General features: G+C 69.9%; 8 protein-coding genes, 1 tRNA gene and 2 pseudogenes. 7 read left to right on the top strand and 4 right to left on the bottom strand.

What is annotated here, in order from left to right; translation table 11 throughout:
- The first annotated feature begins 11 nt into the window (after window positions 1-11).
- The 5 genes from ABT063_RS20780 (at window position 12) to ABT063_RS20800 (ending at window position 6,790) form a co-directional block, all read left to right on the top strand.
- Window positions 12-905: an FAD binding domain-containing protein gene (locus tag ABT063_RS20780; RefSeq protein WP_351058832.1), complete on the top strand. Its 894-nt coding sequence runs from the start codon at window positions 12-14 to the stop codon at window positions 903-905.
- The gene (locus ABT063_RS20785) at window positions 902-2,620 is read left to right on the top strand and encodes a (2Fe-2S)-binding protein (protein WP_351058833.1); all 1,719 of its coding nucleotides are present in this window, start codon (window positions 902-904) and stop codon (window positions 2,618-2,620) included. Before ABT063_RS20780 ends, ABT063_RS20785 begins: the two co-directional genes overlap by 4 nt.
- Window positions 2,617-4,926, top strand: a complete 2,310-nt coding sequence (locus ABT063_RS20790) for a xanthine dehydrogenase family protein molybdopterin-binding subunit (protein ID WP_351058834.1) — start codon at window positions 2,617-2,619, stop codon at window positions 4,924-4,926. Before ABT063_RS20785 ends, ABT063_RS20790 begins: the two co-directional genes overlap by 4 nt.
- A gap of 31 nt (window positions 4,927-4,957) precedes the next feature.
- On the top strand, window positions 4,958-5,491 hold the full coding sequence (locus tag ABT063_RS20795) for an AAA family ATPase (RefSeq protein WP_351058906.1): 534 nt from the start codon (window positions 4,958-4,960) through the stop codon (window positions 5,489-5,491).
- Between the two features lie 138 nt (window positions 5,492-5,629).
- Complete coding sequence (locus tag ABT063_RS20800) at window positions 5,630-6,790, top strand: SUKH-4 family immunity protein (RefSeq protein ID WP_351058835.1); 1,161 nt, start codon at window positions 5,630-5,632, stop codon at window positions 6,788-6,790.
- A 91-nt stretch (window positions 6,791-6,881) separates the two neighbouring features.
- Here ABT063_RS20800 and ABT063_RS20805 read toward each other — a convergent pair whose 3' ends face one another.
- The gene (locus ABT063_RS20805; protein ID WP_351058836.1) at window positions 6,882-7,427 is read right to left on the bottom strand and encodes a DUF4345 domain-containing protein; all 546 of its coding nucleotides are present in this window, start codon (window positions 7,425-7,427) and stop codon (window positions 6,882-6,884) included.
- A gap of 32 nt (window positions 7,428-7,459) precedes the next feature.
- Between ABT063_RS20805 and ABT063_RS20810 the strand changes: the two genes are divergently transcribed.
- The gene (locus ABT063_RS20810; RefSeq protein WP_502990852.1) at window positions 7,460-7,981 is read left to right on the top strand and encodes an SMI1/KNR4 family protein; all 522 of its coding nucleotides are present in this window, start codon (window positions 7,460-7,462) and stop codon (window positions 7,979-7,981) included.
- 523 nt (window positions 7,982-8,504) lie between these two features.
- Here the strand turns inward: ABT063_RS20810 and ABT063_RS20815 are convergent.
- On the bottom strand, window positions 8,505-8,876 hold the full coding sequence (locus ABT063_RS20815; RefSeq protein ID WP_351058838.1) for a hypothetical protein: 372 nt from the start codon (window positions 8,874-8,876) through the stop codon (window positions 8,505-8,507).
- A gap of 973 nt (window positions 8,877-9,849) precedes the next feature.
- On the opposite strand from ABT063_RS20815, the pseudogene ABT063_RS20820 reads away from it, so the two are divergent.
- Window positions 9,850-10,683: pseudogene (locus ABT063_RS20820) on the top strand (tyrosine-type recombinase/integrase); the annotation flags it as partial.
- 950 nt (window positions 10,684-11,633) lie between these two features.
- Here the strand turns inward: ABT063_RS20820 and ABT063_RS20825 are convergent.
- Together ABT063_RS20825 and ABT063_RS20830 are read right to left on the bottom strand one after the other, a co-directional pair.
- Window positions 11,634-11,705: transfer RNA gene (locus tag ABT063_RS20825), tRNA-Cys, on the bottom strand.
- 195 nt (window positions 11,706-11,900) lie between these two features.
- Window positions 11,901-12,460: pseudogene (locus tag ABT063_RS20830) on the bottom strand (HD domain-containing protein).
- Window positions 12,461-12,563 lie beyond the last annotated feature (103 nt).

The following is a 12,563-nucleotide window of genomic DNA, read 5'->3' on the forward strand; positions in this document are numbered from 1 at the left end:
GGGCAGCCGGTTTGACCACGCACGCACCACAGGCGGCGCAGACCGTCACGCTGCCCACGACTCTGGACGAGGCCGTGGCGGCCCTGGCCGCCATGCCCGCCGCCGTGCCCGTCGCGGGCGGCACCGACCTGATGGCCGCCGTCAACTCGGGGCAGCTCAGGCCCGCCGCCCTGGTCGGCCTGGGCCGGATCAGCGAGATCCGCGGCTGGCAGTACCTGGACGGCCACGCCCTGCTCGGCGCGGGCCTCACCCACGCGCGGATGGGCCGCCCCGACTTCGCCGCACTGATCCCGGCGCTCGCCGCCGCCGCCCGAGCCGCCGGCCCGCCGCAGATCCGCAACGCGGGCACCCTGGGCGGCAACATCGCCTCGGCGGCCCCCACAGGGGACGCGCTTCCGGTGCTGGCAGCCCTGGAGGCGACACTGATCATCGCGGGCCCGGGCGGAGCCCGCCGGGAGATCCCGGTGTCGCACCTGCTGGCCGGCATGGAGATGCTGCGCGCCGGCGAACTCATCGGCTACGTGCGCGTGCCGCTGCTGCACGCGCCGCAGGTCTTCCTCAAGGCGACCGGCCGCACCGGCCCCGGCCGCGCGGTCGCGTCCGTCGCGCTGGTCCTCGACCCCGCCCGGCGCGGAGTCAGGTGTGCCGTGGGCGCCATAGCGCCTATGGCGCTCAGGCCCCTGGAGGCCGAGCAGTGGGTCTCCCGGCTGATCGACTGGGACAACAGCCGCGCCATCGTCCCGGAGGCGCTGAGCGCCTTCGGGGAGTACGTCGCCGCGGCCTGCATCCCCGATCCGGTCCCGGCCGAGGACGGCTCCGTACAGCAGCTTCCGCCCGCCGTACTGCACCTGCGGCGCACCGTCGCCGCGCTGGCCCGACGAGCACTGGGGAGGGCACTGTCGTGACCGACGACCAGCACGGAGAGGGCATGCCCCAGGGCGGGGCCCGCTGGGACCCGCTGCCCCAGGGCGACTACGACGACGGCGCCACCGCCTTCGTGAAACTCCCCGAAGGGGGCATCGACGCCCTCCTGGCCTCCTCCGACAGTCCGCTCGCCGCGCCCGGACACGGCTATGTGCCGCCGCGGATAACGGCGAACTTGGACACCGGTGCGGGCACCGACCCGGCGGCCACAGGCTCCTGGGCGACACCCCAGGCGCCTGCCGAAGGCGTCCACTGGCCCGACCCGAACGCGCTGCCCCAGGAAGCCGGGGACACCCGGGACGACCGGTTCACGTACCGCCCGGACGCCACCGGGCAGTGGAACTTCGAGGAGAGCGCGGCGGCGGAGGCGGCGGCCACGGCGCCGGGTCACGACGTGACCGGGCAGTGGTCGATCCCCGTGGCCGGCGGCGACCTTCCGGACGAATCGGGCGAGTTCACCACGTCGTCCCTGGTCGAGCAGTGGGGCGGCGGCACCCCGCCGGCCACCCTCCCCGGCGGCGCGTCCGCCCCCTGGGCCACGGAGGCCGCGGGGCAGCCGTGGGGGCAGCCGGCACCGGAGCCGACGGCCCCCGAGCAGCCCGAGCCGCACACGCCGGAGCGGCACGCGCCGCAGTCGTACACGCCGGGCGAGCCGGGCCCGGCCGGACAGGAACCCGGCCGGCCTCACTCGCACGTCCCTGAGCAGCCCCATGCGCCCGCCGAGCAGGCTGTCGAGCGGTACGAGGAAGCGCCTGCGGAGTCGTACGCCGAAGCGCCCGACGATTCGTACGCGGAGACACCCGCCGAGCCCCACGCGGAGACGCCCGCCGAACCCGCCGTAGCCGCTGCGCAGCCCGCTCACGCGACCGATGAGGCCCCCGAGGCCTTCGATGCGCCCGAGGACGTCCCAGGCGCCCCAGAGGCCGCAGAAGCCGCCGAAGAGGCCGCCGAGCCTCCCGCCGACCTCTCCGTGGACGGGGCGCCCGCACCGGAGCCCGCCGAGGAGCCCGCTGTCTCCGACGCTCCGGCCGACGAGTCGGCACCCTCGCCCACGGGCGAGGAACACCCCCTCGCCTCCTACGTCCTGCGCGTCAACGGCGTGGACCGCCCCGTCACCGACGCCTGGATCGGCGAGTCGCTGCTCTACGTGCTGCGCGAGCGGCTCGGTCTCGCGGGCGCCAAGGACGGCTGCTCGCAGGGCGAGTGCGGGGCCTGCAACGTCCAGGTCGACGGGCGGCTCGTCGCCTCCTGCCTGGTGCCGGCCGTGACCGCGGCCGGCAGCGAGGTCCGTACGGTCGAGGGCCTGGCCGTCGACGGGCAGCCCTCGGACGTGCAGCGTGCCCTCGCGCGGTGCGGCGCGGTGCAGTGCGGGTTCTGTGTGCCGGGCATGGCGATGACCGTGCACGACCTGCTCGAGGGCAACCCGGCGCCGACCGAGATGGAGACCCGCCAGGCGCTGTGCGGCAACCTGTGCCGCTGCTCCGGCTACCGGGGTGTCGTCGACGCGGTCAAGGAGGTCGTCGCGGAGCGCGAGTCGCACAGCGCCGCCGGCGACTCCGAACAGGACGGCGACGAGCCACGTATCCCTCACCAGGCGGGCCCGGGAGCCGGCGGGGTGAACCCGTCGGCGTTCGAGGCCTCGGGCCCGCCGGGCCCGCATGACCAGCCGTACGGACAGGACGGAGGCCCGGCGTGAGCAACGAAGCCGCCACCGCGACCAGCACCGCGGAGGCAGCCCCCGCCCCCGAGCCGATCCCGCACGGCCTCGGCGCGTCCCTGCCGTCCGCCGACGCCCGCGCGAAGACCGAGGGCACCTTCCCGTACGCCGCCGACCTGTGGGCCGAGGGCCTGCTGTGGGCGGCCGTACTGCGTTCCCCGCACGCGCACGCGCGCATCGTCTCCATCGACACCACCCACGCGCGCGAGATGCCCGGGGTACGGGCCGTCATCACCCATGAGGACGTTCCCGGCAGCCCGGTGCACGGCCGCGGCAAGGCCGACCGCCCGGTGTTCGCCTCCGAGGTCGTCCGCCACCACGGCGAGCCCATCGCGGCCGTCGCCGCCGACCACCCCGACACCGCGCGCATGGCCGCCGCCGCCGTCATCGTCGAGTACGAAGTGCTCGACCCGGTGACCGACCCGGAGCAGGCCTTCGAAGCAGAGCCGCTGCACCCCGACGGCAACCTGATCCGGCACATCCCGCTGCGCCACGGCGACGCGGACGCGGCCGGCGAGGTCGTCGTCGAGGGCCTGTACCGCATCGGCCGCCAGGACCCGGCCCCCATCGGCGCCGAGGCCGGCCTCGCCGTGCCGCGTCCCGACGGCGGCGTCGAGCTGTACGTGGCCTCCACGGACCCGCACACCGACCGCGACTCGGCCGCCGCCAGCTACGGGCTGGAACCCGAGCGCGTGAAGGTCGTCGTCACCGGCGTCCCCGGCGCCACGGCCGACCGCGAGGACCAGAGCTTCCAACTCCCGCTCGGACTACTGGCGTTGAAGACCGGCTGCCCGGTCAAGCTCACCGCGACGCGCGAAGAGTCCTTCCTGGGGCACACCCACAGGCATCCGACCTTGTTGAGGTACCGCCACCACGCGGACGCCGAGGGCAGACTGGTGAAGGTGGAGGCGCAGATCCTGCTGGACGCGGGCGCCTACGCCGACACCTCCTCGGACGCGCTGGCCGCCGCGGTCGCGTTCGCCTGCGGTCCGTACGTCGTCCCGAACGCCTTCATCGAGGGCTGGGCCGTCCGCACCAACAACCCGCCCTCCGGCCACGTACGCGGCGAGGGCGCCATGCAGGTGTGCGCCGCCTATGAGGCGCAGATGGACAAGCTGGCCAAGAAGCTCGGCATCGACCCGGCGGAACTGCGCCTGCGCAATGTCATGGCCACGGGAGACGTGCTCCCGACGGGCCAGACGGTGACATGCCCCGCCCCGGTCGCGGAACTGCTGCAAGCCGTACGGGACTTCCCCCTCCCCGCGCTGCCCAAGGACACGCCCGAGGACGAGTGGCTGCTGCCCGGCGGCCCCGAGGGCGCGGGCGAACCGGGCGCGGTGCGCCGAGGCGTCGGCTACGGCCTGGGCATGGTCCACATGCTGGGCGCGGAGGGCGCGGACGAGGTCTCCACGGCGACGGTTCGGGTCCAGGACGGCGTGGCGACGGTGCTGTGCGCGGCGGTGGAGTCCGGCCAGGGTTTCACCACGCTGGCCCGGCAGATCGTCCAGGAGACGCTCGGCATCGACGAGGTGCACGTGGCCCCGGTCGACACCGACCAGCCGCCGGCCGGCGCGGGCTGCCGCGGCCGCCACACCTGGGTGTCGGGCGGCGCGGTGGAACGGGCGGCCAAGATGGTCCGCACGCAGCTCTTGCAGCCCCTGGCGCACAAGTTCGGCATGTCCACGGAACTGCTGCAGATCACCGACGGCAAGATCACGTCGTACGACGGAGTGCTGTCGACCACCGTCACCGAGGCCATGGACGGCAAGGAGCTGTGGGCGACCGCCCAGTGCCGCCCGCACCCGACGGAGCCGCTGAACGACGTCGGTCAGGGCGACGCCTTCGTGGGCCTCGCCTTCTGCGCCATCCGCGCGGTGGTGGACGTCGACATCGAGCTGGGCTCGGTGCGCGTGGTGGAGCTGGCGCTCGCCCAGGACGTCGGCCGCGTACTGAACCCGGCCCAGCTGACGGCACGCATCGAGGCGGGCGTCACCCAGGGCGTGGGCATTGCGCTGACGGAGAACCTGCGCTCCGCGCGCGGGTTGATCCGCCACCCGGACCTGACCGGTTACGCGCTGCCGACGGCCCTGGACGCGCCGGACATCCGGATCGTGAAGCTGGTCGAGGAACGGGACGTGGTCGCTCCCTTCGGGGCGAAGGCGGTGAGCGCGGTGCCGGTGGTGACGTCTCCGGCGGCGATCGCCTCCGCGGTCCGGGCCGCGACCGGCCGCCCGGTGAACCGGCTGCCGATCCGGCCGCAGGCGGCGGTGGTCACGGCGCAGTGAGCGCGTGTTCGTTTTCGACGGACCGGGTCTGATGGACGGGGTCGTCCTCGTCACCGGCGTGATGGCGGCCGGGAAGTCGACGGTGGCGCAGGCGCTGGCGGAGCGGCTGCCTCGGGCGGCGCACGTCCGGGGGGACATCTTCCGGCGGATGATCGTGTCGGGTCGGGAGGAATACCTTCCAGGTGCCCCGCCGGGCGGCGAGGCGGAGGCCCAACTCCGGCTGCGGTACCGGCTGTCGGCGGCGACGGCGGATGCGTACGCGGAGGCCGGGTTCACCGCGGTCCTCCAGGACGTGGTACTGGGCGACGACCTGGCGGCGTACGTCGACCTGATCCGCACGCGCCCGCTGTACGTCGTCGTATTGACGCCGAGCCCGAAGACCGTGGCCGCCCGCGAGGCGGCCCGGACGAAGACCGGCTACGGAGCCTGGACGGTCGAGGAACTGGACGCGGACCTGCGGGCCACGACCCCGCGCATGGGGCTGTGGCTGGACAACTCCACGCTGACGGTGGCGGAGACGGTGGAAGCGATCGTGGCGGGACGGGAACGGGCTCGGGTGTTCTGAGCGTCTCCTGGTCCGGGGGCGTTGTCAGTGCCGGCGCGTAGTGTTCTGGGCAGTGGGGGACGGCTGCCGGATCAGGTCGTTTGTCGGCCGGACGTGCCCTGCGCGGGGACTGTGAGAGAAGCACATGCGGGGGAGCCCATGAGCACGACCTACGCCGACACCACGGCGATCACTTTGACCGAGGACATCCTCGATCCGTACGTCACGCACGTGCCGACGCGCCGCTGGCTCACGGGCCCCGGACTCCCCGGCGACAGCGACCTGTTCACCTTCGCGGAACTGCGCCGCGAGGGCCTGCGGACGGTGGCGGACTCGACGGGCGATCCGGACCGCCTGACCGCGGCACTGCGCGACCAGCTGGTGATCGGCGGTCTGTCGGACCTGGACGGGCTGGAGAGGGAGTCGCTCCTCCTCGACGGCGGAACGGGCGAGCTCTCGACGACGTACTTCCTCCACGACCGCCCGCACCTCATGACCCGCACCCCGCTGGCGCCGTCGCTGCACACACTGGTGCGCTTCGCGACGGCGACACACGAACTGACGGACTTGCGGGGCCAGTTCGCGTCCTACGCCGGCCGTTTCGGCCCGACGGCGGTGGAGGAGGCGACACGGCAGCTCCTGGCCGTGTTCGAGGAGGGCATGGGCGGCGCCGAGGTCCCGACGTTCTGGAAGATCGCGGCCCTGATCCGCCCGCTGGCCCTGGTGGCGGCCCCGGGCACGGAGTCCGGACTCACCCTGGACCTCCCGCCCCGCCTCCTGGACCAGGAGTTCGGCCGGGGCAAGGTGATGCGCTTCGAGGACTTCGACTTCCCCACGACCCTCACGCACGAGCCGACCCGCCGCTTCCTGAGCGAGACGGGCCTGCCCGAGGACGGCATCCTCTTCTCCCTGGACACGGACGTCCCCCTGCTGACCCTCGCCGAGAGCTACACCGACGCCCGGGCGCACCACGTCCCGGCCCACGCCGACCGCCTCATTCGCCTCGGCTACCTGATCGAGGACAACAGCCTGGTGATCGACGGCACCACGGGCGAGATCCTGAACTGGAACGAGCCCGAGGCCAAGCTGCACTCCCTGAACACGGACGTCTCCACGCTGGCCTTCACGCTCTGGCTGCTGCACCGAGAGAGAACCATCGACGTCTCGCTGGCCCACGAACTGACCCACAACCTCTGCACCCAGGTGGCCAAGACGCTGATCCAGGTCCTGTCGAGGATCGACCCGACGGGGACCAGGGCCGGAACCGACCGGCACTACTGGACGGAGCGGTTTCGGGACGAGGCGGGCGGGGTGCTCTGACCATCACCGCCCACCGGGCCGAGCCCGGCGTGGTAGGCATGAAACCGCATCGAAGAGTGACAAGCCAACTGAGAGCACATACGCCGTAGGATCAGTCGCCACCCCATGGGTGCTGCTTGCGCGCCGCTTTCGCCACAGCTGCCTGCCAGGCCAACAGCCCCGGAACCGCCACCAGTTCAATGCCCAGCGCGGCGAGCATCGTCGGATGCGGCCGTCCCGCCTTGCGCAGCGAGACCAACCGTCCGATGCCGCCCACGAACGCGGTGCCCAGGACAAGCTGCAGCACGCGACTGTGCCGCTCCACCTGGGGCAGCGTCGACCAGACAACCGGAGCGGCCGCCAGCCAGAACGCATTGACGAACCGGTACTCGCTATCGAGCGTGGCGCTGACCTGCCCGCTCTGACCCGGCAGCGCCGAGGGCCCGACCACCATCCCGGCCGTCCCGGAACACAGCGGGATCGCAGCGACCGTACCGAGACAGATCTGCAGCCCTCGCCGACCTCGGTTGCCCTCAGCACGTAACCCGGGCGTGGCCGGCCTCGCTCCGGTGCTCAAGCGATTTGGATCACGGGTCGACCGCCCGTCCTTCTTCCCGCAGAGATCCGGCCGACGCCTGATATCTCTGGCCTGTGACAAATACAGAGTTTGAGGCGAGCGCAGTGGCCGAGATGCTGGCCGAGGCGTTTCCGGCTGAGTGGCGCGAGCCTGCGCTGGGCTGGGAGGAGGTGTGTTCCTGGGAGGCGGAGCACGGGGTGGTGTTGCCGGAGCCCTACCGCACGTTCATCGCGGTGGTGGCGGATGGCTCTTCTCTCGGTCCCCCTGACGACGGCGGCCTGCTCGCGCTGGATGAGATTCCTGAGTACTGGCCATATGGAGAGCGCGATGCCGCTACCGAGTTCCCGCTCACCGAGGCGTGGTTCTGGGAGACCGATCCGAGGGGAGCCGACGCGACCCAGCCGCTCATTGAGGCGGTGTACCGGTACGGGTCAGTGGTGCTTGGCGCCAATGACGGCCCTGTGTATTGGCTGCTGATTGTCAGCGGTCCTCAGCGCGGGCGGATATGGCTCCTCTCCGATGTGGGAGCCATGCCGTTTCCTGGTCCGGAGACGGCCGAGCACGGTGCGACGTTCGCCGAATGGATCATGCGATGGCATGAGGACCCGGACACCTGGGACATGCCTTCGGCGTGACTGCCCTCTTCGCCTCGCCGACGTGTTCAACCCCGTGGCCCACCCAGTCGGCCAGGCCCATCAATTCCAAGACGGACGAACAACAGGGCTGCACACCCTTCGGGGGAGCAGCCCTGTTGTCTTGTCTGGTCAGGCTGTAGAGGCCGTGGCGGGAATCGAACCCGCGTCACTCGCTTTGCAGGTTTGTCCGGGTGGGTCCGAGCAAGATCCAGGCTCATTCACCGGCGTTCGTTCCCGTACGGACGCCCTGCTCATAGGGACGCGCTGAACGGCCCCGGACGGCCGAGAACGGGGATGAACGAGACGGAAACTGAGACGGAACGCGATCACGTTCGCGGGGCTGTTCACGAGTTCCTCGCCCTCTGACATCGCCGGGGATGAAGGTGAAACAGTGGCAGCCTCCGCAAGCGAGATCCACGGAAGTCAGACCAGCGCGAGCATTGAGCTATGCGATTTTGGCGACGGGGGTATCTCTCGCAGCGACAGCAAAGAGCGGCCTTTCAACCCTGGAGCGATATCGGCGCTACCCCAAGTCGTAGTCAAGGCTGAGGGTGAACGGTTCGTTGGTGCCGGCGCTCGCGCCGACGAGCAGGGCCGCGCAGGCCCGGTTGCAGTTCCCGAACGGAGGCCGTGCCGAGACCTCGCTACGGAAGCGGGTGTTGGCGGCGACGGGCATGGTCTGAGTCTGCGTGCCTCCCGTCAGGGTCACGGCCACAGTCGAGTCGGGGGCCGCACCGCAGCCCTCAACGACCAACCTGTCGCCGGACGGGGTCACGGAGGCCGTCGGAGTGGAGCAGTCCTTGGCCTGCGCCGTGGGCGAGACGCCGGTCAGTACACCGACGAGTAGGGCGCTGCTCGCGAGGAGCCGGGCTGCCGATCGAGTGAGGTGATGCATGCGTCCTCCCTGGTATGGCCGGATGCAGACCTACACGGCGGACCGCTTGCCTTCCAGCCGATCACTACACAGCGTGGTGCCATCCAGTGCCCGACGAATACGGCGCAGAGCCCGGCGTGCGAAGCACTGGGCTGGGCCTGTAATGCCTCTGCCTCCCCCCATCCGAGGGTGGCGGTCGTGCCGCGTGTGTGGTCCACGGCAAACTCTCCGTCTACCGCCCCGGCTTCCGGGCAACATGGTGATTGTGGCGCGGGCCTGGCTCGGCGTCGGGCCCGTTCAGAGGATGCTGCGCTATTCCAGCCGCAGTCGGTCCGGACCGGCCCGCGCGGGCGGAGGAGCGGACACTGATGCCGATTGCGGGCGCCCACATGGGGGGAGGGACTCCACACTCTGATGGATCTGCAAGGCATCGGGGCCATAGCCGCCGTACCAACTACCGTCATCGTCGGATTCCTCGCTTGGTGGGGTGCAGCAAGACAAGTCGTGAGATTCGCGAACTTCAAGCTGTGCGAGGTGAAATCGTTCACGGTCTTTCATTGACGGCAGAAATCGACGGTGACACGGTTCGGCGTATTAAGCAGGTGGCAGAAGTAGTTAACGTCGAGATTTCGAAGGTGCAGGCGTGATGTGAGAGTTGCATTGCGTCTATCGCGGTGTGCGTACTACATAGCCGTAACCGGCATCGGACGTGCGACTCTTGAGGCGACGATGGGTGAGCAGAGAGGGAGAACGAGTGTCGCAGCAGGCCAGTCCTCGGGGAACCTTCCTGAAGATCGCCGATGCCGTGAAGGCGCGAGTCGGAGCTTCCGTCTGCTGTTGATCTCATGAGCGAATACAAGATCTCGCGCGGCGTCGCTCTCCGGGCGTTCGCAGCCCTCCACAAGGACGGTGTCGCCGAACCGGTGCCGGGTGGACGCTGGCGTGTCGTACGGGCGGGCGAGCGGACCGACCGCCGCCCGCTGGAAGAGCGCATCGCACCGCCCTCAATGAGGCCGTACGGCGCGGCCACCTCGGCAAGAACCCCGTCCAGTTGGCCAAGGCCCCGAAGACGGGGGAGTACGAGGTGGAGCCCTACAGCGTCCAAGAAGTACAGCGATTGCTGAAGGCCGCTGACCAGCATCGCAACTCCGCACGGTGGGCCGTCGCCCTCGCCCTCGCCCTCGGACTGCGTCAAGGCGAGGTGCTGGGGCTGAAGTGGGAGGACGTGGACCTTGAGGGCGGGTTCCTCGTTGTCCGCCGTAGTCGCCACCGGCCGCAGTACGCTCACGGGTGCGCGGAGCCCTGCGGACGCAAGGCGGCCGGGTATTGCCCGGAGAGGCGACGTACCAACCCGGAGTTGTCCACCACCAAGTCCCGCGCCGGCCGTCGCGCGGTCGGTCTCCCCGAACAGCTCGTTGACCTACTCCGTGCGCATCTCAAGGCGCAGGAAGTGGAGCGAACGGAGGCCGGGAAGAGCTGGGAGGACAACGGCTTGGTCTTCCCGGATGAGCACGGCCGTAGCCCGTCCCACCGCCGGGACTGGACTGAGTGGAAGGCTCTTCTGGCAGAGGCGAAAGTTCGGGACGGGCGTCTGCATGACGCGCGCCACACGGCCGCCACGGTCCTTCTCATCCTCGGTGTTCCCGAGCGGGCCGTCATGGGCCTCATGGGATGGTCGACCACGGCCATGGCTGCCCGCTATCAGCACATGGTGGACGCCGTGTGGACGGACATCGCGCGGCAAGTGGACGGCCTGATCTGGAAGCCTGAGACGGACCGGCCGGACGACGGCGATGGACTCGCCGGAGTGCCCGTGCGGGTCGGCTAGATGGCAGCGACGGATAGGGAAGCCTCTTCGAGATTGCCCTATCCGTCTGTCTGCGGTAACGGAGTTCACCAGGGACGTCGGCGATAAGCCCCACGCTTTAGCACTTCGAGATGTTCGTCAGGGAGTTCGTGCAACTGGCCGCGCCGTAGCCGGTCGACCTGATTCTTCTCCCACCGGGCGAGTGTGCCCAATTCCGGTGTTAGCGCGGCAAGCTCCTTACAGCCATCCGTTCGGCGACGGCACGCGCAGTACCCGTCTCGGGCCTCATCTTGATGGTGCAACCGATTGATCGCCCACAATGCCCGGTAGGCGTGATCCCTGGATCGATAGGCGTGGTCTCGCTGCCGTGCGGCCTCGGCGACCTGTGTGTTGGTCCACCACTGCTCCACCGAGGGCAGCGGAGCCTTCTCGACTCCTTCAGTCAAGGTGGCCCGTAGATCGTTAACCAGGGTCTGTAGCCGCGTAATCTCCGCGTTGCGCTCTTCAAGAGCGCCGCGAAGCCGCTCTGCCTCGTTGCTCCGCCTTTCCTGTTCGAGGGCGAGTTCAGAGCGCCACAGACCGACGTGGTCTGTGTCGCGGAGGCGTGCCTTCGCAGCCGTATCGCCCTGATGGCGTGTGCAGCCTTTGCAGATGACATGGTCTGTCTTGGACGTGAAGACGAACTCTTGCTCAGCCTTACAGCAGAGGCACTCGGCGAAGAGAGGTCGGTGGAGTGGGTGGTTGTGCACGGGTCCTCCGTCACGGAGACGTTGGATCCTGCCGAGTCTGCCAACCGCCACTGACAACGCCGTGCGCTCGTGAGGTCTGTTTCACTGTCGGGCACCGTGGCTCTCCCCGCCCCAAAGCATGATCCCTGGGGTGAGAAGTGAGACGGGAACTGAGACGGACGAACAAAAGGGCGGCACCCCTCAGGGGATGCCGCCCTGTTGTTTTGTCTGGTCAGGCTGTAGAGGCCGTGGCGGGAATCGAACCCGCGTCACTCGCTTTGCAGGCGAGCCCCTCAACCACTCGGGCACACGGCCGTGTCGGTGGAGTGTGGTGCTGCGTGCTCCGTTCCGAACCTGGTGAGACGACCGTATGGCGGGGCGGGGTAGGCCTCAAGAGAATCCCAGGTGCTGCAATGGGACTGCCACACCCCGTTCATAAAAGGTCTGGTCTTGAGGCCGTCTGCCTCCCACGAAACCTTGGCCAGTGACAGGGTCTCGTCGTATCCCGGCTCAGTTGTGCCGCTCGCCCATGACAGCGCGCAGCCACTCCAGCGGCCTCATGCTCAGCAGCTGGTCGGCGAGTTCGATGGCCGTCTTCGTGGTGAGGCGGGCGCGGCTGTTGTCGATCCAGCGCTGGGCGAGTTCGTAGCCCTGGGACTTGTACTCGATGCCTTGCAGCATGCACTCCAGCTTGTCCGCGTCGCGGGCGCAGATCGCTTCGGGGGACTCGCGGGCCTCGTACTCTGCGATCAGGTCCCGCACTGTGGAGGCGAGGGCCTCGGGCATGCCCGTGACCTGGTCTGCGGTGACGGCCTGGGGGTCGGCCTCGCCGGCGTACTTCTTGGCGAGGTGGTTGACGTCGCCGGTTCGGGTCTCCTGGGAGTCGTGCCAGACGGCCAGGAACGCGGCGCGGGCCGGGTCGGCGCCCTCCAGTTTGGCGATGATCGACGCGATCAGTGAGTGCGCCAGGCATGCTCGGCCACGCTTTCGGGGTCGCGTACGCCGGCCATCCACCAGCCGGTGCGCTTGGACTGCTTCAGCGTTCCCGCTTCGTACAGGAAGCGTGCCACCTGTGGCTATCCAACATCACAGGCAGCCGCTGGACTCGTCTCCATAGGAGCCTGGTCGTCCAGCGCGCCGGCCAGGAGCACATCGGCTTCCATGGCCCGCTCA

The organism is Streptomyces sp. NPDC002838 (assembly GCF_040295365.1).
Taxonomy (GTDB): Bacteria; Actinomycetota; Actinomycetes; order Streptomycetales; family Streptomycetaceae; genus Streptomyces.

What these genes read in the sequence shown, in the direction of transcription:
- ABT063_RS20795 (WP_351058906.1), top strand. Translation starts at nt 4,958, where the DNA reads ATGGACGGGGTCGTCCTCGTCACCGGCGTGATGGCGGCCGGGAAGTCG.
- ABT063_RS20800 (WP_351058835.1), top strand. Translation starts at nt 5,630, where the DNA reads ATGAGCACGACCTACGCCGACACCACGGCGATCACTTTGACCGAGGAC.
- ABT063_RS20810 (WP_502990852.1), top strand. Translation starts at nt 7,460, where the DNA reads ATGCTGGCCGAGGCGTTTCCGGCTGAGTGGCGCGAGCCTGCGCTGGGC.
- ABT063_RS20815 (WP_351058838.1), bottom strand. Translation starts at nt 8,876, where the DNA reads ATGCATCACCTCACTCGATCGGCAGCCCGGCTCCTCGCGAGCAGCGCC.